Raw genomic sequence first — 23,818 nt, 5'->3', positions numbered from 1 at the left:
CTACAAATAATAGAACGGATTAACAATCGTGAGGAAGAGCAAGTACGCATCAGAATGGAGGTTCAGAGAGTCGGTGGCAGGTGTGAACCGATCCTCCCCTGATGCCGAATGGGCTTCTGAATTGCTTTGCTGAACGGATAGTAGGCGATGCCGGGTTTCTCTCCCCGTTACCAAGAGAGGAGTATCGAAACATAGGTTTTCTGTACTTAGAGTGAACGGCTGTATAGCTGTTAATAAAGGTGGTACCGCGAGACCCTCGTCCTTTGCATAGGACGGGGGTTTTTGTGTTTCTTAAAGGAGGTGACGGCCAATGGACGATGGCTGGTGGTGGCATAGCAGATGAGTTAGAAAGGAGGATATCAAATGGTCATTGCAACTGATGATCTTGAGGTCGCATGTCCTAAATGTGAAAGAGCGGGAGAAATCGAAGGAACACCTTGCCCGGCCTGCAGCGGAAAAGGTGTTATTCTGACTGCTCAAGGATATACGCTTCTGGATTTTATCCAAAAGCATTTGAATAAGTAAAGGAGAAAAGCTGAGCTGAGATGAGAGCAGAAGAGCAGAGTAAGATTCGTGAGGCCGCAGCAGGTACGATTTTTTTGCTGATCGGAACAGTTTGTTTTGCGTCTAAATCGATTTGGATAAAATGGGCATACCAAATGGGTGCTGAGCCAGATGCCGTGCTGCTATACAGGCAGCTGCTGGCTGTTCCGCTGTTTTGGCTGATTTTTTTAATATACCGTCCTCCAATGCCAGACGGTAAGAAAAAAGGAGACCTATGGAAGGCTTGTGGCGCGGGAGTGTTTTGTTTTTTTCTGTCTCCCTTGCTTGATTTTATCGGGCTGAACCATGTATCCGCAATGGTTGAACGTATATTGCTGATGAGCTATCCGTTGTTTGTGTTTGGATTCACCGCGTGTCGTGACCGGAAAATGTCCTCAATTCAGGACCTTTTCGCAGTTCTGGCGGTCATGTTTGGGCTTTTCTTGGCGCTGGGCGGCTGGAATGCTGAGCTTTTCCAGGCGAATATGATTGGAGCTGTATTCATTTTGTTATCTTCGGCCGTCTATGCTGGTTATCTTGTCCTTTCCGGGCATCTCGTCCATCAAATCGGGGGGATCCGTCTCAATGCATACGGGATGACAGCTGCTGGAGCTGCCATGATGCTTTACACAGGGATAAAATCGGCGGCTGGCATGAATACGCCAATGGCAGCATATCCGCTTTCTATGTATGGTTTGTTCGCGGTAATTGCAGTCGTTACCACAGTGATTCCATTTGTGCTAATGCTTGAGGGCATAAAACGAATCGGGGCACAGCGAGCCGCCGCCATTTCAATGGCAGGGCCTATCCTGACGATTTTCTATGGAGCTTTATTTCTCGGTGAACGACTCGGGCTCATTCAAGTCATTGGATGCGCTGCCGTATTCTTTGTCATTACGGGCATGGAATACAGGAAGCTGAAAATAGGAAAAAAAGAATAATTTTTATAAAACACACACGTTTTTCAATTACAATAAGTGTAATTACGTGTGTGTTTTTTGATTTTGTAAAGGTTAGGTGAGAAGATGCAGCGCATATTGCTTGTAGAAGACGACCACTCAATCAGTGAAATGGTGGATCATTATTTAACAAAAGAAGGCTTTGGAATTGTGCATGCTTTCGACGGAGAAGAGGGCATCCGGCTGTTTCAGCAGGATTCATACGATTTGGTCCTCCTTGATATCATGCTCCCGAAGCTGAACGGCATGGATTTTCTGAAAATCATCCGGGAAAAAAGCAATATACCGGTCTTAATGATTTCGGCAAAAGACGGAGATGTGGATAAGGCATTGGGACTGGGTTTTGGGGCGGATGATTATATCGCCAAACCGTTTTCGATGATTGAGCTGACAGCCAGAGTAAAAGCCGCGATACGGCGGGCGACGCAATATTCGGCAGAGGAGCCGGCTGTGAATAAGGTGATCCGGATTCACCAGCTTGCGATAGATATAGACAATGTTTCCGTTTTGAAAAACGGAGAGCCGCTCCAGCTGACGTCAACAGAATGGCAGCTGCTGTGCTTATTTGCATCAAATCCTAAAAAAGTGTTTACGAAAGAACAAATCTACCGTTCCGTTTGGAATGAAGAGTACTTTGATGATCAGAACATCATTAACGTACATATGCGGCGGCTCAGAGAAAAGATTGAGGATGACCCCTCCTCCCCTCAATATATTAAAACGCTATGGGGCATCGGTTATAAATTAGGAGAGTTTTAGAATGACAGTGCTATGGGTGGCCGCTGTCATCGCTCTGGCGTGTCTGAATGTGATTCAATTCATAATGAAAAAGAAGCGGGACGGGAATCTGGCTTACACGGCTGACCAGCTTAGCTACATGCTCAGCCGGGATTCGGCAGGACAAATTTTGCTTCCTACAGACGATCATGCGCTCAAAGACTTGCTTGTTAACATTAATCTTTTCGTTGAGAATCGTCAGCAGATCAGCGCCCAATTTGCCAAAACAGAGCAATCCATGAAGCGGATGCTGACCAATATGTCGCACGACCTGAAAACGCCGTTAACGGTCATTCTCGGTTATATCGAAGCCATTCAAAGTGACCCGAACATGCCGGAAGAAGAGCGGGAAAGATTGTTGGGGAAGCTCCGCCAGAAAACAAATGAACTTATTCAGATGATCAATTCCTTTTTTGATTTAGCGAAATTAGAATCTGAAGATAAAGAGATCCCGATCACCAAAGTACATATGAACGACATATGCAAACGAAATATCCTGCACTATTATGACGTTGTTCAGTCAAAAGGCTTTCAAGCAGCCATCGATATACCGGATACGCCGGTGTATGCGCAGGCGAATGAAGAGGCTCTGGACAGAATCCTGCAAAACCTATTGTCCAATGCGATTCAATATGGCGCGGCCGGCAAGTTAATCGGACTGACGCTGTCTTATGATGAGAGGAACATCGCCATCACCGTATGGGATCGCGGAAAAGGGATTAGTGAAACCGATCAGCAGCTGGTGTTTGAGAGGCTGTACACACTTGAAGAATCCAGAAATAAAGCATTTCAAGGAAGCGGTCTCGGTTTAACCATCACGAAACGGCTTACAGAAAAAATGGGAGGCACCATATCCGTTCAAAGCAAGCCGTACGAAAGGACTGCATTTACGATCACCTTGAAACGCATGACATATTAATCGTAAGAATTTCTTAAGGTTTGAGAAATAAAAATGACAGGGCTCGCCGCTACAATAGAAAACAGGAAAAGAGAGGGAAGGAGAAACAAAGTTGACTTATATCGTACAAACAAACGGGCTGACCAAAACATATCAGGGCAAAGAGGTCGTATCCAATGTCAGCATGCATATTAAAAAAGGTGAAATCTATGGCTTTCTCGGCCCGAACGGCGCGGGGAAAACAACCATTATGAAAATGCTGACGAGCCTTGTCAAACCGACAAGCGGTGAAATCATCATTCTTGGGAACAAGTTCACCCACACGTCATATGAGGTGCTGGGGAACATCGGTAGCATGATTGAATATCCGATTTTTTATGAAAACCTGACAGCTGAAGAAAATTTAGATCTGCATTGTGAATATATGGGATATCACAATAAAAAAGCCATACAAGAAGTGCTGGATATGGTGAATTTAAAACAAATCGACAAAAAACCCGTCAAAACCTTTTCCCTCGGGATGAAGCAGCGCCTTGGAATTGCGCGTGCCATCCTCACGAAGCCGGACCTGCTCATTTTGGATGAGCCGGTGAATGGTCTTGACCCTATCGGCATTAAAAAGATCAGGCAATTGTTTCAAGTGCTGAGCAAAGAGTACGGGATGACACTGCTGATCTCAAGCCACCTGCTGGGTGAAATCGAACAAATCGCAGACACAATCGGCGTCATTCGGGACGGCAGGCTGCTTGAAGAGGTATCAATGGAGGATGTCAGGGGCCAGAACACTGAATACATCGAGCTTGTTACATCGAATCAGACAAGGGCCTGCTTTGTGCTGGAGAAAGAGCTGCAATTAACCAACTTTAAAATATTAAATGAGAAAATGATTCGAATTTACGAGGCTGAAGCCTCTCAGGCTGCCATATCCAAAGCATTGATTTTAAATGATGTAGACATTGAATCAATGAACAAAAAGTATACGTCGCTGGAGGATTATTTTATCAAATTGATCAACGGCAATAGCATCAGTGCGTAAAGGAGGAGAGACACGTTGATGAATTTGATCAGAATCGAATTAAGAAAAATGAAAATGGGCTGGTATATCAGAGGTGCCCTCATTGCCAACGTGATCATTATGGGTTTTATGTGGCTGATCAGTTATTCCGAAAAAGCCGATGGCGGGGTTTCGTTCCAAAGTACGGATGAAGCATTCCTCATCATCGGCACCTTCGTCAGAGCGGTATTTATCGTATTTGGCGCTGTGCTGATCGTAAAATTGGTGATTTCGGAATATAAAAACAAAACCATTCTTGTGATGTTCACGTACCCGATCAGCCGTAAAAAGCTGCTCACCGCTAAGCTCATGATCGCGGGCGGACTGACGTTTATCACGATTTTACTTTCAAATATACTCATAGCCGCCGGTTTCTTTTGGCTGAACTCGATCTGCCATTTCATACCAGGAGAGCTTACTTTCGAGATCATTTCTCAACAGGCGGTCAAAATGGCGGTTTTCGCTTTTGGCGCCGCTGGAACCAGTTTAGTTCCCATCTTTTTTGGGATGCGTAGACACTCGGTTCCGGCGACCATCATTTCATCTGTAGTAATTGTGATGCTCATCAGCTCAACAAGTCCGGGCTTCTCGATTTCATCTGTTGTGTATATCCCGTTATCGTTAGCGGCATTCGGATTGTTCTTTTCCTACATGGCGATCAGGAATGCGGACAAGCAGGATGCGTAAACAAAGGCGCCCAATAAGTATAAAAGGCCGATGCTGTCAGCACCGGCCTTTCTATTATGAGTCTGTTCTTGTTTCAAGATAATGCTTCTTGCCAATCTCTTTGCTCATCATATAGAAATGGAAGCAATATTCACCGATTGCCATGACGATCGCGCCGAATAAAGCCGCCAACGCAACTTCACCGCCAGTCATCCCTAGGGAAAGCGGCATGCCCATCAGCCAGATCACAAGAAAGGCCAAGCCAAAATCAGCCAAAGTTGCAATCATATTATTCCATCTCGGCAATACATAAAGATCGCCCAGCAAATAAGAAATAACCCCTAACACAATCGTCATTAGCAGCGTATCACCAAACGTGAAACCAAAGCCCAGACCAAGCACCAGATACAACACAATAATCGTCATAATACCTTTAATCGCGAGCGCTTTCACATGTGTCATTACAATTCCTCCTTTTGTCATTTGATTTGTTATGTATAATTCCTCAAATGTAAAAAGTTAAACCTTATTTCTTTTCGGAGACGGATGCAAATCTGCTGGGGAGGGGTCAATGATGTGAATCCAGGAATTGAGGCTGCGGCGCTTCGACAGCGGAAACGTGAAGCTTGTACTGCACCGGTTGCTGCTTTGATGCCCAACAGCCCATTATGTTTGCTGTTTTTAGATGAATAAATTTAAAAACTTCTCCTGTCCCTCCGTCATCACTTCTGAAGTAATGAAATATGATGAAAAGAGATCAAGGGGAGGTGACGTGATGGCGGTCGTGAGAGCAACGAGTGCGGATGTCGATTTGATGGCAAGGCTGCTCAGAGCGGAAGCGGAAGGCGAAGGCAAGCAGGGGATGCTGCTTGTCGGCAACGTTGGAATTAATCGGCTGCGGGCGAATTGCTCAGATTTTAAAGGCCTCCGCACCATCAGGCAGATGATTTATCAGCCACACGCGTTTGAGGCTGTGACTCATGGATATTTTTATCAAAGGGCGCGAGATAGCGAGCGTGCCCTTGCACGCCGGTCGATCAATGGTGAAAGGCGCTGGCCTGCAAAATTTAGTTTATGGTACTTCAGGCCGCAGGGGGACTGTCCAGCCCAGTGGTATAACCAGCCGTTTGTGGCCAGATTTAAGTCACACTGCTTTTATCAGCCGACGGCGGAGACGTGTGAAAATGTATATAACACATTTTAGAGACAGGACACCGTTCAAGTTGAACGGTGTTTTTCTTTGAAAAGATGCAATGGAAAATATTCCTGTGAGATAATCAAAGAAAAAAGAGCTGACGGAGATGACAGAATGGCAACAATTGACCTGCAAAAGAAAAGTGTAAAGATCGTACTGGAGAAAAAGCAGTTAACGAAGGTGACGGCTCGTGTTGGACTGGTTCTTGATATTACGGGATCGATGAGACCGCTCTACAAAAACGGGACGGTTCAAAATGTGGTGGAGCGGATTTTGGCAGTGGCTGATCAGTTTGATGATAACGGTTTGCTGGATGTATGGGTGTATGATAATGAATTTTCCCGATTAAAGCCAGTTTCAGAAAAGGATTTTTCGGGCTATGTCGATCGTGAAATTTTAAATAATGACCGCTTGCATAAATTCGGCAGAAATGATGAGCCGCCAGTCATGAAGGACGTGCTGCGCAAATATGTTGCGGAGGAACCGAGCTCGTATCCTGCTTTCATTGTTTTTATCAATGACGGGGGCTGTAAAAAGTCAATCAAACCGATAATTGAAGCTTCTTCTGATAAACCGGTGTTCTGGCAGTTTGTCGGCATCGGAAACGGAAACTTTGATTTTCTCAATAAACTGGATACGTTAGAAGTTCGTGTCATTGATAACACGAACTTCCTGCATATCGAAGAGATTGACCGCATTTCTGATGATGAGCTTTATGATGCTCTGCTTGCTGAATTTCCATTTTGGCTGAAAGAAGCGAAGGAAAAAGGGATTGTAAGAGAACAAGAGCCTCCTGCTGAAAAGCCGAAAAAGAAGGGCTTTTTCAGCAGATTGTTTTCGAAATAACTGATAAAGAGCGCTGAGTCATTCTGCGAAATGGCTCGGTGTTTTTGTTTTTTTAAGATCATGTGAAGAAAAATAGGCCGAATGGGCGGCTTGCAAACGACAGGATATGCAGAAAACGCGTCATTCAGCCAGCTTTCGGCATGTTTTAGCGGCAGGCTTGTGAGGGAAGACCTGTTTTTGATGTTCAGCGCTTACAATCAGTTCACACTTCTTCACAGTCGTTTAACAATGATTTCCTATAATGGAGACGATCAATGAGGAGAGAGGGGATCTTGAATGGCATACGACAGTCGTTTTGATGAATGGGTACAGAAACTGAAAGAGGAAAGCTTTCAAAACAATACGTTTGACCGCCGTAAATTTATTCAAGGAGCGGGGAAGATTGCAGGACTTTCTCTTGGATTAACGATTGCCCAGTCGGTTGGGGCCTTTGAAGTAAATGCTGCGCCTAAATTCTCAAGCTATCCGTTTACATTAGGGGTAGCGTCAGGTGATCCGCTTTCTGACAGTGTCGTGCTCTGGACGCGCCTGGCACCTGATCCGCTGAATGGCGGGGGAATGCCGAAGCAAGCAGTGCCTGTCAAATGGGAGGTCGCAAAGGATGAGCATTTCCGCAAAATCGTAAGAAAAGGCACTGAAATGGCTAAACCGAGTCTTGCCCATTCCGTTCATGTGGAAGCGGACGGGCTTGAGCCAAACAAAGTGTACTATTACCGTTTCAAAACCGGCCATGAACTAAGCCCTGTCGGAAAAACAAAAACACTGCCTGCCCCTGGCGCCAATGTGCCGCAAATGACCTTTGCATTTGCTTCCTGCCAGCAATATGAGCACGGATATTATACGGCCTACAAGCATATGGCAAAGGAAAAGCTTGATCTTGTCTTCCATCTCGGTGATTACATATATGAATACGGTCCAAATGAATATGTATCAAAAACAGGCAATGTCCGCACGCACAACAGCGCGGAAATCATTACGCTGCAAGACTATCGGAACCGTCACGCTCAATACCGTTCTGACGCCAATCTTAAAGCTGCACATGCGGCATTCCCTTGGGTTGTAACTTGGGATGACCATGAAGTTGAAAACAACTATGCCAATAAAATACCGGAAAAAGGACAGTCGGTTGAAGCATTCGTGCTCCGCCGCGCGGCAGCATACCAGGCATACTATGAACATATGCCGCTCCGCATTTCCTCTTTGCCGAATGGCCCAGATATGCAGCTGTACCGGCACTTTACGTACGGAAACCTGGCGTCCTTCAATGTGCTTGATACCCGCCAGTACAGGGACGACCAAGCCAATAACGACGGCAATAAGCCGCCTTCTGATGAATCGTGCAATCCGAATCGGACCCTGCTTGGAAAAGAACAGGAGCAGTGGCTCTTCAACAATTTGGGCAGCTCGACTGCCCACTGGAATGTGCTGGCGCAGCAGATTTTCTTTGCCAAGTGGAATTTCGGGACAAGCGCAAGCCCGATCTACAGCATGGATTCGTGGGACGGCTACCCGGCTCAGCGCGAACGGGTGATCAATTTCATTAAAAGCAAAAATCTGAATAATGTTGTCGTACTGACAGGTGATGTACACGCAAGCTGGGCATCGAATTTGCATGTCGATTTCGAGAAGACAAGTTCAAAAATATTCGGAGCCGAATTTGTCGGAACCTCGATCACATCCGGAGGAAACGGCGCCGATAAGCGGGCGGATACGGACCAAATTTTAAAAGAAAATCCGCACATCAAGTTCTTTAACGACTATCGCGGATATGTCCGCTGTACAGTGACGCCTCACCAGTGGAAAGCCGATTATCGGGTGATGCCGTTTGTGACCGAGCCGGGCGCAGCCATTTCCACGCGGGCTTCATTCGTTTACCAGAAAGACCAAACTGGGTTGAGAAAGGTATCATCCACAACAATCCAAGGCGGGGTGAAGCAATCCGATGAGGTCGAAGAGGATCGTTTCTTTGCGCACAACAAAGCCCACGAAAAACAAATGATTAAGAAGCGGGCAAAAATCACGAATTAAGGAGTGGAAATTATGTTTTCAAACATTGGAATACCGGGCTTGATTCTGATCTTCGTCATCGCCCTCATTATTTTTGGCCCTTCCAAGCTGCCGGAAATCGGGCGTGCCGCCGGACGGACACTGCTGGAATTTAAAAGCGCCACAAAATCACTTGTGTCTGGTGATGAAAAAGAAGAGAAATCAGCTGAGCTGACAGCGGTAAAGCAGGACAAAAACGCGGGCTGAATGCTGATGAGGCAGACACCGGGTCTGCCTCTTTTTTTATGAAAGGGAGGGCTTTTTTGAATGGATAAAAAAGAAACCCATTTGATCGGGCATTTAGAAGAGCTTCGCCGCCGGATTATCGTCACCCTTGCGGCATTTTTTCTATTTCTCATCACGGCTTTTTTGTTCGTACAGGACATTTATGACTGGCTGATCAGGGATTTGGATGGAAAGCTGGCTGTGCTTGGGCCGAGTGAAATCCTCTGGGTGTATATGATGCTTTCCGGCATTTGTGCCATTGCGGCTTCTATCCCTGTTGCCGCGTACCAGCTGTGGCGTTTCGTTGCACCCGCGCTGACGAAAACGGAGCGCAAGGTGACGCTCATGTACATACCAGGTTTATTTGCGTTGTTTTTGGCGGGCATCTCCTTCGGATACTTTGTCTTGTTTCCGATCGTGCTCAGCTTTTTGACTCATTTATCCTCCGGCCACTTTGAAACGATGTTTACGGCTGACCGCTACTTTAGGTTTATGGTGAATTTGAGCCTGCCGTTCGGCTTCTTGTTTGAGATGCCCTTGGTGGTGATGTTTTTAACAAGGCTGGGCATCTTAAATCCTTACAGACTGGCCAAAGCGAGAAAGCTGTCCTATTTTCTGCTGATTGTCGTATCTATATTGATTACACCGCCTGATTTTATTTCTGATTTTCTCGTGATGATCCCGCTTCTTGTCCTGTTTGAAGTGAGTGTCACCCTATCGGCGTTTGTCTATAAAAAGAGGCTGAGGGAAGAAACAGCGGCGGCCGCTTAGTGCAGCGTACCGCCCGGTGACTTCACATCCTCATCATATTGTGCGGCCGTAACAGCGGCGATTCTCAATGCCCGGACAATCGTGTTCAGGCTGAGGCTCGGCGCTGTTTTGTCGATTGTTTGCTCCGGAATGTAAGGAATATGAATAAAACCGCCGCGAATGTGCGGGGATGTCCGGCTAATGTGATCCATTAACCCGTAGAACAAATAGTTGCATACAAAGGTCCCCGCTGTGTAGGAAACCGCAGCTGGAATGCCGTGTTCCTTCATCTTAGCAGTCATTCGTTTCACGGGAAGCCTTGTCCAGTAAGCGGCGGGCCCATCTGGAGAAATCTCTTCATCAATCGGCTGATGTCCTTCGTTATCGGGGATTCGCGCATCTGCAAGATTGATCGCCACTCGTTCCGGTGTAATCTGCATCCGTCCTCCTGCTTGGCCGACACAAATCACGATATCCGGCTGATGTTTTTGAATGGCTTGGAGCAGAGTATTCAGAGCGGATCTAAAGACAGTAGGAATTTGTTCCGCTGTAATGATTGCCTCATCCGTCTCGAAGCCATTAAGCCGTTTCGCTGCTTCCCATGATGGATTGATGGTTTCTTTGTCAAAAGGGTCAAAGCCTGTGATCAGCACTTTTTTTCTCATCTTCTCATCTCCTTTTTCTTTTATTCTATTGTTTATTTATGGGTTTTTCATCAAAATAATGTAAAGGAGTGAATCATAATGGAGCATTTGCCGCAGCAGTATCGCCAGTTATTCCCAACCTTGCAGACGCATACGATGCTTGCCAGCTGTTCTCAGAGCGCATTGGCAGAGCCTGTATCAAGGGCGATCCAGGATTATCATGACAGCCTGCTGTATATGGGGACGAACTGGAAAGAAGCGATCGAAAAAACAGAGTTTGCGAGAAACGAGTTTGCAAAGCTGATCGGGGCTGAACCGGATGAAGTGGCGATTGTGCCGTCAGTTTCTGATGCGCTGGTTTCTGTAGCATCGTCCTTAACTGCATTTGGAAAGAAGCACGTTGTATATACAGATATGGATTTTCCGGCGGTGCCTCATGTTTGGCAGGCACACTCCGATTATACCGTATCCGTCATTCCATCAATAGACGGCGTGCTGCCGCTTGAACAATATGAAACGCATATTTCGGATGAAACAGTACTGACGTGTGTTCCTCACGTTCATTATCGTGACGGCTATGTTCAGGATATAAAAGCGATTGCCGAGATTTCTCAGAGAAAGGGCTCTTTATTGTTTGTAGATGCTTATCAATCAGCCGGGCATATTCCCATTGATGTGAAGGAATGGGGCGTAGATATGCTGGCGGCAGGCACCCGGAAGTATTTGCTCGGCATACCGGGTGTGGCGTTTCTTTATGTGAGAAAGGAGCTGGCTGACGCACTGAAACCGAAAGCATCAGCTTGGTTCGGCAGAGAGAACGGATTTGATGGGGCTTATGCGAAAGGCGCGCGCCGTTTTCAAACGGGCACCCCAGCTTTTATCAGCGTATCCGCAGCTGTAGCGGCTTTATCGCTGCTGAATCATATTGGGGTTTCTCATATCCGGGATCATGTGAAAACGATCTGTGTCGATGCAATTCAATATGCCGCTGAAAAAGGCCTGAAGCTGGCGGCGGGACAAGAGGGGATTCAGCCGGGCATGGTTGCGATCCGGGATGAGCGGGCATCGGAAACGGCGGCGTTGCTGAAGAAGAAAAAAGTGATTTGTGCGCCGCGGGACAATGTCATCCGTCTCGCTCCCCATTTTTATAATACGAAGGAGGACATGCGGCACGCGATTGATGAAATCGCGGCGAAAACGATCCACAAGTAAACATGAAAAAGCCCCTGAAAACTAGTCAGGGGCTTTTCATATTAATGATCTACCTTCACGCGCTTCATAAAGAAAGCGCCAATTAAACCGATAATGGCAACAATCATTGCAAACACAAATGCGTGCTGTACGCCTGCTGTCAAAGCTTGCGGGATGACTGCCGGATCGGCAGGATTTTTGACTGTACTCATATAATCATGCTGGCCTGCAGCCATAATGCTGACCGCAACCGCTGTTCCGATAGCGCCGGCCATTTGCTGCAGCGTGTTCATAATGGCGGTGCCGTCTGGATAAAATTCGCGCGGCAGTTGGTTTAAACCGTTTGTCTGTGCAGGCATCATGATCATAGAAATCCCGATCATCAAGCAGGTGTGCAGGATGATAATCAGAACAGCTGTTGAAGTGGTCGTGACATTTGAGAAGAACCATAGTACAACGGTGACAATCACAAATCCCGGAATGACAAGCCATTTCGGCCCGTATTTATCGAACAAGCGGCCTGTGACAGGGGACATAAATCCATTTAAAATACCGCCCGGCAAGAGAACAAGACCAGATGCAAATGCAGTCAGGACTAAGCCGCCTTGCAGATACATCGGCAGAAGCAGCATAGATGACAGAATGACCATCATACAAATGAACACCATGATCACACCCAAAATAAACATCGGGTATTTGAACGCACGGAGGTTCATCATCGGCTGCTTCATTGTCAGCTGGCGGATTGAAAATAGGATAAGGCCGACAACGCCGACAATCAGCGACACGATAACAGTCGGGCTGGACCATCCCCCGGAGCCTTCACCCGCGTTGCTGAATCCGAACACAATGCCGCCGAAGCCAATCGTCGACAGGATGATAGACAATACATCGATTTTCGGCTTTGTCGTTTCAGATACATTTTGCATATATGCGATACCGAAAACAAGCGCCAGCACAAGGAATGGAAGAGAGATCCAGAAAATCCAGTGCCAGTTGAGATGCTCCAGAACCAATCCTGAGAAAGTCGGGCCGATGGCGGGCGCGAACATAATGACAAGCCCGATCGTTCCCATTGCGGCGCCCCGTTTATGAGGCGGGAAAATCACCAAGATTGTGTTAAACATCAGCGGCAGTAAAAGACCGGTTCCAAGTGCCTGAACGATCCTTGCCGCCAATAAAAACGGGAAGCTTGGCGCAAGTGCCGCGATCAAGGTTCCTATAATTGAAAAGATTAGTGACACGGTAAAAAGCTGTCTTGTTGTGAACCACTGCAACAGCAGTCCTGAAACAGGAACAAGGATACCGAGTACAAGCAGGTAGCCCGTCGTTAACCATTGGACGGTTGCCGCTGTAATGTTCAATTCCTTCATAAGGTCGGTTAACGCAATATTCAGTGCTGTTTCACTGAACATGCCGATAAAACCGGCCAACAGCAAGGAAATCATAATCGGCATCACTTTGTATTGCTGAGATGCTTTAGCTGTTGTTTCCAAAATCATTTCCCCTCTCTATCAACTGCATGTAGTATGTCGTTTTTTTATCTCTTCAGCAGGTCAGGAATGCAGCTGGAGATATGAAGGAGCGGCGTACTGTTTTTTGCCGTCAAAGATAAAAGAATACCGCCTTCAATCATCGCGTTAACCACAGTGCTGGCTTCTTTTGCACGGCTCTCGCTGCAGCCAGTCTGCCGCAGTTTTTCCTCATATACAGAGGCCCATTCTTTGTAGGCTTCATGACAGGCTTCGCGCAACGGTTCGCTTTTCAATGACGTCTCAGCCGCTAGCAAGCCCACAGGCAAGCCTTCAATGTCTTCCGTACATGAAAACTGGCAGGAGAGCTCCTTCAAAAAGGCTTGAATGCCTTCCGCTGGATCGGTGTAGGATTCCATGCAGTCCGCGATTTTCTGACGGATATACTCCTTCATCTCATTCACGGCTTCGATCGCAAGCTGTTCTTTACCCCCGGGAAAGTGGTAGTAAAGAGAGCCTTTAGGCGCGCCGCTTTCCTTTATAATCTGGTTCAGCCCCGTGCCGTAATACCCTTGCAGCTGAAAAAGCCGGGTAGCTGCCGAAAGGATTTTCTCACGGGAATCTCCATAACTCATAACATTCCCACCTTACTGAATTGCAATCAAAAATATAGTGACTGGTCTATTATCTTGATTCAATCATCAATTGTCAAGAAAAATTCATTGTATGAAAAGACAAAAAAAGAAGGATATGACAACAAAAAATACTGAGAGAAAAGCTGACTGATCTTTTGACTGAATAGATAAAATGTTCAATGATTAATCATCATATGGATGTAAGGAGAGAAATAGATGAAAAAACAACGAATGCTCGTACTTTTTACTGCACTATTGTTTGTTTTTACCGGATGTTCACATTCTCCTGAAACAAAAGAATCCCCGAAAGAAAAAACGCAGACACAAAAAGTCTCTTCGGCTTCTGCCTCTGAAAAAAAGGATCTGCCGAATATCAGAATTTTAGCGACAGGAGGCACGATAGCTGGTGCCGATCAATCGAAAACCTCAACAACTGAATATAAAGCAGGTGTTGTCGGCGTTGAATCACTGATCGAGGCAGTTCCAGAAATGAAGGACATTGCAAACGTCAGCGGCGAGCAGATTGTTAACGTCGGCAGCACAAATATTGATAATAAAATATTGCTGAAGCTGGCGAAACGCATCAACGACTTGCTCGCTTCAGATGATGTAGACGGAATCGTCGTGACTCATGGAACAGATACATTGGAGGAAACCGCTTATTTTTTGAATCTTACCGTGAAAAGTGATAAACCGGTTGTTATTGTCGGTTCGATGAGACCTTCCACAGCCATCAGCGCTGATGGGCCTTCTAACCTGTACAATGCAGTGAAAGTGGCAGGTGCCCCTGAGGCAAAAGGGAAAGGGACGCTTGTTGTTCTTAACGACCGGATTGCCTCAGCCCGATATGTCACCAAAACAAACACAACCACAACAGATACATTTAAATCAGAAGAAATGGGCTTCGTCGGAACAATTGCAGATGATATCTATTTTAATAATGAGATTACTCGTAAGCATACGAAGGACACGGATTTCTCGGTTTCTAATCTTGATGAGCTGCCGCAGGTTGACATTATCTATGGATACCAAAATGACGGAAGCTACCTGTTTGACGCTGCTGTAAAAGCCGGAGCAAAGGGGATTGTATTTGCCGGTTCTGGGAACGGGTCTTTATCTGACGCAGCCGAAAAAGGGGCGGACAGCGCAGTCAAAAAAGGCGTCACAGTGGTGCGCTCTACCCGCACGGGAAATGGTGTCGTCACACCAAACCAAGACTATGCGGAAAAGGACCTGCTGGCATCGAACTCTTTAAACCCCCAAAAAGCACGGATGTTGCTGATGCTTGCGCTTACCAAAACAAATGATCCTCAAAAAATCCAAGCTTATTTCAATGAGTATTGAAGAAAAGAAGGCGAATAAGCCTTCTTTTTTTTTGGCTTTTTAGGACCAATAATGACCTCTGAATCTTAAAATTTCTTTAAAAATAAGCCAAAATTACCCTTTACTTAATTAATTTGGTAACGTAATATAATTGGAGAATTTGTTACAAAAAAAGGAGGATATTATGAAATTTGTAAAAAGAAGGATCATTGCACTTGTAACAATTTTGATGCTGTCTGTTACATCGCTGTTTGCGTTGCAGCCGTCAGTAAAAGCCGCTGAACACAATCCAGTCGTTATGGTTCACGGCATTGGAGGGGCATCATTCAATTTTGCGGGAATTAAGAGCTATCTCGTATCTCAGGGCTGGTCGCGGGACAAGCTGTATGCAGTTGATTTTTGGGACAAGACAGGCACAAATTATAACAATGGCCCGGTATTATCACGATTTGTGCAAAAGGTTTTAGATGAAACGGGTGCGAAAAAAGTGGATATTGTCGCTCACAGTATGGGGGGCGCGAACACACTTTACTACATAAAAAATCTGGACGGCGGAAATAAAGTTGAAAACGTCGTGACGCTTGGCGGCGCCAACCGTTTGACGACAGGCAAGGCGCTTCCGGGAACAGATCCAAATCAAAAGATTTTATACACATCCATTTACAGCAGTGCCGATATGATTGTCATGAATTATTTATCAAGATTAGACGGTGCTAGAAACGTTCAAATCCATGGCGTTGGACACATCGGCCTTCTGTACAGCAGCCAAGTCAACAGCCTGATTAAAGAAGGGCTGAACGGCGGGGGCCAGAATACAAACTAATGAGATAAATAACCTTGAAGAGTCCTATTCTTCAAGGTTATTCTGCTTTCAGCACAATGGTTTTCGCCGCCATATCATGAACGGTTTGTTTTTTCTTCGTAAATGCGGCTGTCAAATAGATCAGGCGGGAGAATACATGCACCCACGCTATGATGTAACGGACAATCGCCTGTAGGAAAGAAATTTTCTCGTGTGTTTCGTCCCTCACGATTTGCAGCCCGATGATTTTTTTGCCCAGTGTGCCCTTCCAATTTGTCAGCGGCATCAGCAAAGGATACACAATCAGCATCAATATGGCGACAATAATGACACCGGCGGACCCATCGCCAAACGTAAATCCGGCTGCCAAAATCACTGCTGCGGCAATGATTACATCAAGTAAAAGAGCGCAGGCGCGCAGCATGAAACCAGCTAGTTCCAATAGAAACACTCCTTAAAATGTTAAATAAACACCTAATGATTGTAAAAAAGAAGGGCCTAAAGTGGGAATAGGTGATAAGCCTTAAATCACAAAAGTTGGTGAAAATGTCATAGGTAAATTGGCATAATCAGCCAGCTTATCACATTACCAAATTCTTTTTTAGCCCGAAACCAAGCCCTCAGAAGTTATTTTTGTTAAAATAGAAAAGTTACAACAGAATTCGGAGGGTTTATTGTGGGAAAAGTGAAACGAAATGCCCCTTGCCCATGCGGCAGCGGCAAGAAATATAAAAAATGCTGCGGAAGTAAAGTTGTCGACTTCCCGGCGGAACTAGCGGCAAAAGAAGCGAAACAAATTCAGGAAGACTTAGTGGAGTATGCCTTCACAGTACATAGAGAAAGCATTTCAGGCTTTATCAACCAGCATGATTTTCTTTCTGCTATGGACAGACAGACGAAAGACATCAGCGTATTTAACTTAGGAATCTGGGGAATCTTCTTCCACCCGCTTGCTGGTGAGAAGACAATCTTCGAAGAGTACCTTCAGAAAAAAGGCGATTCGATCACTCGTCCGAAAACGCGTGAGATCGTAGAATCATGGCAGAGCATGACGCCTGCTTTATTGCTGCTGAAGGACCTGAAGGAAGGCATCATTCACTTTGAAGATGTCATTACGGCAAAACAATTCGAAGTGGAAATGGACGCCAGCAATCAAGACCTTCCTCCAGTGGGAAGCCTGATTCTTGGATACCCAATCCACGAAGCGGAAAAAGCAGAATTCTTCATGCAGTTCACGATCTTCCCGGTGAAGAGAACAGAAGCGCTGATCAGCAAGGTGAAGAAATATGCGGATGCCGCTGTGAAGGACGGCAAAACGCCGGAGGACTTCATGAAGCAGGAATTCAACAACGTTCTGTTCGCGTTGTTAGCTGAGAAAGATGAAGAGCCACAAGCAGAGAAAGCGGAAGTAAGCACTGTTGAGTGGGCAAACGACTTGGAGAAAGAAACCGCTGCGGCTATTGAAGAAGGCATGAGCGGGGAAGAGTATCCGACTGAATTGATCCCAGCTGTTATTGACATCTGGAAAACATTCTGCGAGAAAAAATCACCTGTCATCAGAAAGCCGGAAGCTTTTGCGGCGGCAGTTGAATATTATGTAAACGCGATTTCTCTTAACGGCGCGTCCGTTTCTCAAGCTAAACTGGCGAAAAAATACGGCGTCAGCGCATCAACGATTTCCAGCCGTTACAAAGAAATTGAAAGCACGCTGCAAGATGAAGCAGATCGTTTTGCCCAAGCGTTATCCTCATAATGAAAAAAACCTTGAAAAGCCGGGCTTTTCAAGGTTTTTTTATTTCTGAAACGGAATTTTGATTTCTAACCGGAAGATGGGGTGGCGGTAGGTAAAATCCAGCCTGCCAAAAGCGCCCTTCACCAGTTTTTGAATGATATATGTGCCCATGCCTTCATGAGCGCCGTTTTTCGTTGAGCAGCCAAACGCTTGATAAATTGTATCGAGCACTTTTGGGTCCATCCCGGGAGTGCTGTTTTCACAAGTCAGTACATAAAGTCCGCTGCGCAGTGAAGTCTCCAGTTTAATCTCTGCTTTTTCTCGGGTCTCCGCTGCGCTGTCGAGCGCATTTTCTAATATGTTGCCGACCAAGCTGACCTGATCAGCAGGCGAAAACGGAAGGGAAGAAAGCGGTGTATGCATATGCAGCGAAACACTCACATTCGAGGCGCGGGCTTTTTCTAAAAAATCATAAAGCACCCCTGCAACGTACGCGTTCTCTCCTTTCAAAAAACGGTCATATTGACTGAATTGATCCGCCCAGTTTTGAATATATGCTTGTGTATCTGCCTTGGGCTGAGCTGATTTGATTGCAGTGATATGTTTCATTGTGTCATGATTCCGGCTTCTGACATCAATCAGCATTTGATTGGCGTGCTGTTCAGCTTGAGTCAGCTTATCAATTTGATCAGAAAGCCTTGCCTGTAAAGCAGACTGTCCGATACGGAGCCCTTCACACCCTGCAAATATCGCGATTACACATAATGCCTGCATGATGTCTGTGCCGATCAGCACCACTCCCGCCGACATCACTTGAATCACGGCAATCCATGCACAAAGCCCTGAGGAACAGTGTTTCCACACCCGCTTCGTATTCCAAATGTACAATCCTGCAGCAGCTGCGCCTAAAACAGCGGTGAGCCAAGAGACGGCTGTGCTGTGTGAAAAAGCAGCAGCTCCCTGATAACATATGAAACTAAATAAAACCAGATAAAGACATTGAAAAAGGGTAATCACGTTCTGAACTCCTCAAAAGTAGTAGTTTTGAAAATAATCAAGCTGCTGCTTGGTGATCATCGCTTTTTTAGACGTTCCCTCAAAGGAAACTGTGAATGAATGCTTGGTATAAGCGGAAAAATGCTTTATGTAATGAATGTTGATAATAAAGGAACGATGCGAACGAAGAAAATCTTTTTCGGGCAGGTCGCCTTTAATATCATTTAATGTTTGATACGTTTGCACCTCTTCGGCGGTTGTCACAATCGTCGTCGAACGTCCCGTCCGTTCTGCGAAAATAATATCCTTCTTTTGCAGGACGTGCATTTCAGACTTTTGCTTTATCAATATACGCCCATTCAAACTCGTTTCCGTTTTCTTTTTCAAGTAGCGGTCGAAGGAAGCGGCCAGACGGTCGGCATAGTACGGCTTCATAATATAATCATGGACATTTAGGTCAAAGGCGTGAACCGCATAACCGCCGTGACCGGTAACAAAAATCACATCCACATCAAGTGAATGGGATTTGATCAAATCAGCAAGCTCGTAGCCAGACATATGGGGCATCTCGATATCGGCAAGCAGAAGATCAATGTCTCCGTTCTTTACCCGCCTGTAGGCTTCCTTCGCTGAATCGGTGGAAAAGACAATTTCGACGTCCTGCATTCTGGACACGATCGCTTCCAGCTTCTCTAAATCTACTCGATAATCATCTACAAGTCCGACTTTTACCATTATCATTCCCCTAGTTACATAGAATCATCTTTATTCTATCCCATTTCGCGACATAAAAAGAACTCTTCGCGACAACTTTATCCAACTAATCCAGCTTTTCGTATATAGTCATTACTAGAAATAAAGATAAGGGAGATTGTGACATGATTACACTGACCGATTGCAGCCGCAGGTTTCAGGATAAGAAAAAAGTAGTCAAAGCGGTGCGAGATGTAAGCTTAACAATTGAAAAAGGAGAAGTCGTCGGCATTCTCGGAGAAAACGGTGCCGGCAAAACGACGATGCTGAGAATGATTGCTTCCTTGCTTGAACCATCACAGGGTGTAATCACAGTAGACGGCTTTGACACGGTCAAGCAGCCGGCTGAAGTCAAAAAAAGAATCGGTGTCTTATTCGGAGGAGAAACCGGGCTTTACGACAGGATGACCGCTAAAGAAAATCTCCAATACTTCGGCAGGCTGTATGGGCTGAACCGCCACGAGATCAAAGCAAGAATAGAAGATTTATCGAAACGGTTCGGCATGCGCGATTATATGAACCGGAGAGTGGGCGGGTTTTCGAAAGGCATGAGGCAGAAAGTCGCCATTGCCAGAGCGCTGATTCACGATCCGGACATCATTTTATTTGATGAGCCGACAACTGGGCTTGATATTACGTCAAGTAACATCTTCCGCGAATTTATACAGCAGCTGAAAAGAGAACAAAAAACGATTCTTTTCTCCAGCCACATTATGGAGGAAGTGCAGGCGCTCTGTGACAGTGTCATCATGATTCACAGCGGAGAGGTGATTTACCGAGGGGCACTTGAATCACTATACGAGAGCGAGCGCAGTGAGGATTTGAATTACATCTTTATGTCTAAGCTTGTCAGGGGGATTTCTTAAATGCTGAGCCATATTTATAAAAAAGAAATGATCGACGCTTTGCGCGACAGAAAAACGATATTACTCACAATCTTAGTGCCGATGATTATGATGCTTGGACTTGTCTTCTTTTATGAAAGCATGCTGTCCGACAAAGGGGAGCAGTACACGCTGGCTGTCGGCCATTCGCTTCCGCCCGCACTGGAAAGCAAGCTTAATGAGATTGACGAAATCAGCGTAAAAACATTTGCAAAGCCTGAAGAGGCAGTTGATGAAGGAAAAGCAGATGCCTATCTGAACGTCCCGAAAGAGTTCGACTCATATGTCAACAGCATGACACCTTTTAAGGTTGATGTTTACGGCAATTCAATCGATCAAGGGTCGTCAAATGCCATGCAGCTTGTGCAGTCTGCCTTAGATCAGTACAAAAATGAAATTGTGCAGCAACGTTTAACAAATAAGCATATTGATCAATCGGTGATCCAGCCGTTTACAATTCAGCAAAAGGAAGCGGATGAGGAGAAAGGGACTTCCGCTATTATGCTTTCCGCCATTCTGCCCATGCTGATTCTGACTTCCATTGTTTCCGGCGCAATGCCGATCGCTCTTGATATCATGGCCGGTGAAAAGGACCGAAAGTCAATCGAGGCGCTGTTATTAACGCCAGTCAGCAGAAACAAAGTGCTGGTCGGCAAGTGGCTTGCGGTTTCCACTTTTGCCGTGGCTTCAGGTGTATTGGCTTTGGTGTTTTTGATCTTGTCCACCGTGTTATTTACCGAAAATTTAAAAACGGCCTTCCAGCTGGGAGATCATATGTGGAGTGTAATCGGCGCTTCAGCCTTAATCATTGTGCTCTCTGCATTGCTGATATCTGCGATGGAGCTTTTCATCAGCATCATGTCCAGCTCGGTAAAAGAAGCGCAAAGCTATATGTCTCTCGTCGTCTTTCTGCCTGTGTTCCCGATGTTTTTCATCTTCAGCAAGGCACCGAACCAATTTGACTTATCATACTTTCTCATCCCGTTTCTGAACCTGCATGCGTTATTTAAACAGCTTTTATTCGGGATGGTTGACCCGGCTGCCATTTTGTCTACGTCAGGAACCATCGCCGTGCTCATCGCCATCTTCTTTTTACTAGCCAGAGCCTGCTTCCTGAAAGACAAATGGGTTCTCCCAAAATAAACTTGCGAAAGGAGAAATACACTTTCTCCTTTTTGTATATCCTGAAAAAAGAAGGAAAATAGAAAAAGGATATCTAATACAAAAAGTGACCCTGCACTATTTTTCATCAAAATTGGTTTCAAAGGAGAAGGAACAATGGATCAAACACGTACACTCGGCAAAACGAAGCTGAAGGTGAAGCGGATCGGATTCGGCGCGAATGCGGTCGGCGGGCATAATCTATTTCCAAATCTAAATGATGAAACAGGGAAGGATTTAGTGCGCACGGCATTGGATGGCGGCGTCAATTTTATCGATACCGCCTTTATATATGGATTGGGGAGATCTGAAGAATTAATCGGCGAAGTCGTACAGGAACGCGGCGTGCGGAATGAGCTCATCATCTCCACCAAAGGAGCTCATAAAGAAGTGGACGGCAGCATTGAATTAGACAATAGCCGGGAGTTTCTTCGCAGCGAGGTCGAGAAGAGCCTGAAGCGGCTGAAAACAGATTACATTGATTTGTATTATGTTCACTTTCCGGATGGAAAAACACCTCTCGCTGAAGTGGCGGGCACTTTGAAAGAGTTGAAGGATGAGGGGAAAATCAAAGCAATCGGCGCTTCGAACCTCGATTATCAGCAATTGCAGGATTTTAATGCTGATGGCTATTTGGAGGTCTTCCAGGCCGAATATTCTCTCATACAGCGTGATGCCGAGAAAGAGCTTCTTCCATACTGTGAAAAACAAGGCATCTCCTTTATTCCTTACTTTCCGCTTGCGTCCGGACTGCTGACAGGAAAATTCACGCGAGACACAGTCTTTGATGACTTCAGAAAGGATAAACCTCAATTTCAGGGTGAAACGTTTATCCACAATCTCAAAAAAGTAGATAAGCTGAAAGCAGTAGCGGAGGAAAAACAAGCGGATACGGCACATGTCGCCTTGGCGTGGCTGTTAACGAGACCGGCGATTGATGCCATTATTCCAGGAGCTAAACGACCTGAGCAATTACAGGATAACCTGAAAACCTTGAACATTGAACTCACCGAAGACGAAGTGAATTTCATCAGCGACATTTTTAAATAAAAAGGAAATAGCCGTCAAGGCTATTTCCTTTTGGTGTTTTATTCTTTGATGAATGCTTCGACTAATTCTGCTGCTCTGTAATCATCCATATCAAGCTGCCATTGGTCGATGTCATTTTTCTTCATTTTCACTTCAACTGTTTTTTCAGATGAAGCAGGTCCAAGCTTTTTGAATTCCTCAGGATAGACTTGAAGCGCGTATTTCACTGCCTCTTCATAGCTGGCACTAGAGTTTTTACTGTAGTAGTCTTTCACTTTGTCTTCGATACGGTCTGAAAGAGAAGATGCATCTACAGGTTTAACTGTGGCTTCAACAATTGCTTCGTCTTTAGAGATTGAAGTCGTTTTTGCCTGAATGGAAGAGTTTTTGCTTAATCCCTCTTTAATGCCGTTCACGATATTATCAAGCGCTTTGCTGTCCGCATATGTGCTGGAAAGGCCGGAAGCTGAGAGATAACCGTCTTTGGCTGATTCATTGAAATCATTTACAATTTCATTTTTGTTAGCGCCGGTGATTTTTTCGAAATCGGCGTTATCTTTGCCGAAAAGAAGGACATCAACATAAGCTGATAACGCTTTTGCAGAATCTTGGAGCTTATCTGCCGTCGCCAGGATTTTTTTGTCTTTTCCGTCAATTTTAAAAGTAACTGATTTTGGCTTTTTATCACCGTAAGATTCCGGCGTATAGTTAAGCTCGTATTGCTTGCCTTTATCTACAACGAAGAAAAGATTTCCTTCAACGGATTTGTCAGCGTTAATCGTGCTGCCCTGAAGCTTTTCGCTATAGTCTTCAGGGTCTGTGTCAGACATTTTGGTATCACCTTGATACAATGTGAAATCCATACTGTCTACATTCAGCGGGTCTTTTCCTGTGTTTTTCACCGCGACATTGACTTTTAACACAAGCTGGTCATCTGAAGTGGACTTATCATATTTAGACGGAAGTGTGTAAGAGACATCCTTGATTTTGACTTGAGCTATATCTGAGCTTTTTTCTGTTTCTGATTCTTTCTTCTCCGCGCTTGTTTTGCTGCCGGAACAAGCAGCTGTAAACATCATCAGCAGAAGAATTAGGAAAACAGCGTACGTTTTTTTCTGAAACATTCATTTTTCCTCCTCAAATGGTTTAGGAAAGGGGAGTCTTTTGTCTTTGAGAAATGGATCTTTTTGAATGGATTAGCATCATATAACCAAAAAAATCAGTTCTTTTCTCACGG

At 45.4% G+C, this 23,818-nt stretch carries 29 protein-coding genes and 1 other annotated feature; of the genes, 19 read left to right on the top strand and 10 right to left on the bottom strand.

The genetic code is table 11. The annotated features are described in order from the left end of the window. Positions 1–19 precede the first annotated feature (19 nt). Positions 20–267: a binding site (T-box leader), on the top strand. A gap of 96 nt (positions 268–363) precedes the next feature. The 6 genes from rtpA (at position 364) to RAC86_RS06655 (ending at position 4,918) form a co-directional block, all read left to right on the top strand. Further along, positions 364–525, top strand: coding sequence for an anti-TRAP regulator (gene rtpA, locus RAC86_RS06680; RefSeq protein ID WP_003234807.1), 162 nt, complete (start codon positions 364–366; stop codon positions 523–525). A 20-nt stretch (positions 526–545) separates the two neighbouring features. Continuing rightward, complete coding sequence (locus RAC86_RS06675) at positions 546–1,484, top strand: DMT family transporter (protein WP_377885438.1); 939 nt, start codon at positions 546–548, stop codon at positions 1,482–1,484. Positions 1,485–1,580: 96 nt separating this feature from the next. After that, a complete protein-coding gene (gene ycbL / locus RAC86_RS06670; RefSeq protein WP_080010608.1) occupies positions 1,581–2,261 on the top strand; it encodes a two-component system response regulator YcbL in 681 nt (226 codons plus the stop codon). A gap of 1 nt (position 2,262) precedes the next feature. After that, entirely contained in the window at positions 2,263–3,198 is a 936-nt protein-coding gene (ycbM, locus tag RAC86_RS06665) for a two-component system sensor histidine kinase YcbM (RefSeq protein WP_197196132.1), read from the top strand. Between the two features lie 91 nt (positions 3,199–3,289). After that, entirely contained in the window at positions 3,290–4,213 is a 924-nt protein-coding gene (locus RAC86_RS06660) for an ABC transporter ATP-binding protein (RefSeq protein ID WP_038427313.1), read from the top strand. Positions 4,214–4,231: 18 nt separating this feature from the next. After that, the gene (locus RAC86_RS06655; protein ID WP_129092216.1) at positions 4,232–4,918 is read left to right on the top strand and encodes an ABC transporter permease; all 687 of its coding nucleotides are present in this window, start codon (positions 4,232–4,234) and stop codon (positions 4,916–4,918) included. Here RAC86_RS06655 and RAC86_RS06650 read toward each other — a convergent pair. Next, positions 4,879–5,013, bottom strand: a complete 135-nt coding sequence (locus tag RAC86_RS06650; protein WP_119898962.1) for a hypothetical protein — start codon at positions 5,011–5,013, stop codon at positions 4,879–4,881. The genes RAC86_RS06655 and RAC86_RS06650 overlap by 40 nt on opposite strands. Beyond that, entirely contained in the window at positions 4,973–5,359 is a 387-nt protein-coding gene (locus RAC86_RS06645; RefSeq protein ID WP_014478718.1) for a YndM family protein, read from the bottom strand. The genes RAC86_RS06650 and RAC86_RS06645 overlap by 41 nt, the downstream gene beginning before the upstream one ends. Before the next feature lie 313 nt (positions 5,360–5,672). Here RAC86_RS06645 and cwlJ point away from each other — a divergent pair, with 313 nt between their 5' ends. The 6 genes from cwlJ to tatC all read left to right on the top strand — a co-directional run bounded on the left by cwlJ (position 5,673) and on the right by tatC (position 9,980). Next, on the top strand, positions 5,673–6,101 hold the full coding sequence (gene cwlJ, locus RAC86_RS06640) for a cell wall hydrolase CwlJ (protein WP_003246500.1): 429 nt from the start codon (positions 5,673–5,675) through the stop codon (positions 6,099–6,101). Between the two features lie 105 nt (positions 6,102–6,206). Continuing rightward, a complete protein-coding gene (locus RAC86_RS06635; protein ID WP_282915649.1) occupies positions 6,207–6,938 on the top strand; it encodes a vWA domain-containing protein in 732 nt (243 codons plus the stop codon). Positions 6,939–7,019: 81 nt separating this feature from the next. Continuing rightward, a complete protein-coding gene (locus RAC86_RS06630; RefSeq protein WP_019712346.1) occupies positions 7,020–7,196 on the top strand; it encodes a hypothetical protein in 177 nt (58 codons plus the stop codon). 18 nt (positions 7,197–7,214) lie between these two features. Next, positions 7,215–8,966, top strand: coding sequence for an alkaline phosphatase PhoD (gene phoD / locus RAC86_RS06625; RefSeq protein ID WP_377885437.1), 1,752 nt, complete (start codon positions 7,215–7,217; stop codon positions 8,964–8,966). Positions 8,967–8,978: 12 nt separating this feature from the next. Then, positions 8,979–9,191 carry a sec-independent protein translocase protein TatAD gene (tatAD, locus tag RAC86_RS06620; protein ID WP_003223835.1) on the top strand — a complete coding sequence of 71 codons (213 nt, stop codon included), beginning with the start codon at positions 8,979–8,981 and terminating at the stop codon, positions 9,189–9,191. Positions 9,192–9,251: 60 nt separating this feature from the next. Next, positions 9,252–9,980, top strand: a complete 729-nt coding sequence (gene tatC / locus RAC86_RS06615) for a twin-arginine translocase subunit TatC (RefSeq protein ID WP_014475692.1) — start codon at positions 9,252–9,254, stop codon at positions 9,978–9,980. Here the strand turns inward: tatC and pcp are convergent. Next, on the bottom strand, positions 9,977–10,624 hold the full coding sequence (gene pcp, locus RAC86_RS06610) for a pyroglutamyl-peptidase I (RefSeq protein ID WP_101172105.1): 648 nt from the start codon (positions 10,622–10,624) through the stop codon (positions 9,977–9,979). The genes tatC and pcp overlap by 4 nt on opposite strands. Before the next feature lie 78 nt (positions 10,625–10,702). Between pcp and RAC86_RS06605 the strand changes: the two genes are divergently transcribed. Continuing rightward, complete coding sequence (locus RAC86_RS06605; protein WP_101172106.1) at positions 10,703–11,815, top strand: aminotransferase class V-fold PLP-dependent enzyme; 1,113 nt, start codon at positions 10,703–10,705, stop codon at positions 11,813–11,815. 41 nt (positions 11,816–11,856) lie between these two features. Here RAC86_RS06605 and lmr(B) read toward each other — a convergent pair whose 3' ends face one another. Together lmr(B) and lmrA are read right to left on the bottom strand one after the other, a co-directional pair. Further along, positions 11,857–13,296: a lincomycin efflux MFS transporter Lmr(B) gene (gene lmr(B), locus RAC86_RS06600; RefSeq protein WP_032728901.1), complete on the bottom strand. Its 1,440-nt coding sequence runs from the start codon at positions 13,294–13,296 to the stop codon at positions 11,857–11,859. 38 nt (positions 13,297–13,334) lie between these two features. Further along, positions 13,335–13,901, bottom strand: a complete 567-nt coding sequence (lmrA, locus tag RAC86_RS06595; RefSeq protein WP_014478725.1) for a transcriptional regulator LmrA — start codon at positions 13,899–13,901, stop codon at positions 13,335–13,337. Between the two features lie 216 nt (positions 13,902–14,117). Here lmrA and ansZ point away from each other — a divergent pair, with 216 nt between their 5' ends. After that, positions 14,118–15,245: an asparaginase AnsZ gene (gene ansZ / locus RAC86_RS06590; protein ID WP_072175248.1), complete on the top strand. Its 1,128-nt coding sequence runs from the start codon at positions 14,118–14,120 to the stop codon at positions 15,243–15,245. A gap of 163 nt (positions 15,246–15,408) precedes the next feature. Next, positions 15,409–16,047 carry a lipase EstA gene (estA, locus tag RAC86_RS06585; protein WP_003234767.1) on the top strand — a complete coding sequence of 213 codons (639 nt, stop codon included), beginning with the start codon at positions 15,409–15,411 and terminating at the stop codon, positions 16,045–16,047. 37 nt (positions 16,048–16,084) lie between these two features. Here estA and RAC86_RS06580 read toward each other — a convergent pair whose 3' ends face one another. Continuing rightward, positions 16,085–16,468 carry an RDD family protein gene (locus RAC86_RS06580; protein ID WP_029317228.1) on the bottom strand — a complete coding sequence of 128 codons (384 nt, stop codon included), beginning with the start codon at positions 16,466–16,468 and terminating at the stop codon, positions 16,085–16,087. Between the two features lie 234 nt (positions 16,469–16,702). Between RAC86_RS06580 and RAC86_RS06575 the strand changes: the two genes are divergently transcribed. Beyond that, positions 16,703–17,779: a helix-turn-helix domain-containing protein gene (locus RAC86_RS06575; protein WP_003246276.1), complete on the top strand. Its 1,077-nt coding sequence runs from the start codon at positions 16,703–16,705 to the stop codon at positions 17,777–17,779. A gap of 39 nt (positions 17,780–17,818) precedes the next feature. Here the strand turns inward: RAC86_RS06575 and natK are convergent, their stop codons facing one another. Both natK and natR read right to left on the bottom strand, forming a co-directional pair. Further along, positions 17,819–18,775: a two-component system sensor histidine kinase NatK gene (natK, locus tag RAC86_RS06570; RefSeq protein ID WP_230488372.1), complete on the bottom strand. Its 957-nt coding sequence runs from the start codon at positions 18,773–18,775 to the stop codon at positions 17,819–17,821. Positions 18,776–18,787: 12 nt separating this feature from the next. Next, a complete protein-coding gene (gene natR, locus RAC86_RS06565) occupies positions 18,788–19,489 on the bottom strand; it encodes a two-component system response regulator NatR (protein WP_003234759.1) in 702 nt (233 codons plus the stop codon). 143 nt (positions 19,490–19,632) lie between these two features. On the opposite strand from natR, the gene natA reads away from it, so the two are divergent. The 3 genes from natA to RAC86_RS06550 all read left to right on the top strand — a co-directional run bounded on the left by natA (position 19,633) and on the right by RAC86_RS06550 (position 22,602). Continuing rightward, positions 19,633–20,373, top strand: coding sequence for a sodium ABC transporter ATP-binding protein NatA (natA, locus tag RAC86_RS06560; protein ID WP_015252894.1), 741 nt, complete (start codon positions 19,633–19,635; stop codon positions 20,371–20,373). Beyond that, positions 20,374–21,534, top strand: coding sequence for a sodium ABC transporter permease NatB (gene natB, locus RAC86_RS06555; protein ID WP_021481867.1), 1,161 nt, complete (start codon positions 20,374–20,376; stop codon positions 21,532–21,534). It begins immediately after the preceding gene. Between the two features lie 135 nt (positions 21,535–21,669). Next, positions 21,670–22,602: an aldo/keto reductase gene (locus RAC86_RS06550; protein WP_015715197.1), complete on the top strand. Its 933-nt coding sequence runs from the start codon at positions 21,670–21,672 to the stop codon at positions 22,600–22,602. A 38-nt stretch (positions 22,603–22,640) separates the two neighbouring features. On the opposite strand, the gene RAC86_RS06545 is transcribed toward RAC86_RS06550, so the two are convergent. Together RAC86_RS06545 and RAC86_RS06540 are read right to left on the bottom strand one after the other, a co-directional pair. After that, a complete protein-coding gene (locus RAC86_RS06545) occupies positions 22,641–23,705 on the bottom strand; it encodes a DUF4352 domain-containing protein (RefSeq protein WP_003234750.1) in 1,065 nt (354 codons plus the stop codon). 22 nt (positions 23,706–23,727) lie between these two features. Then, on the bottom strand, positions 23,728–23,818 hold a 91-nt coding region (locus RAC86_RS06540), incomplete at its 5' end, for a hypothetical protein (protein ID WP_377885445.1).

The organism is Bacillus sp. LR_5 (genome assembly GCF_042709275.1).
Note: the sequence above shows the minus strand (reverse complement) of the source record. Positions and strands in the feature narration are given on the sequence as shown.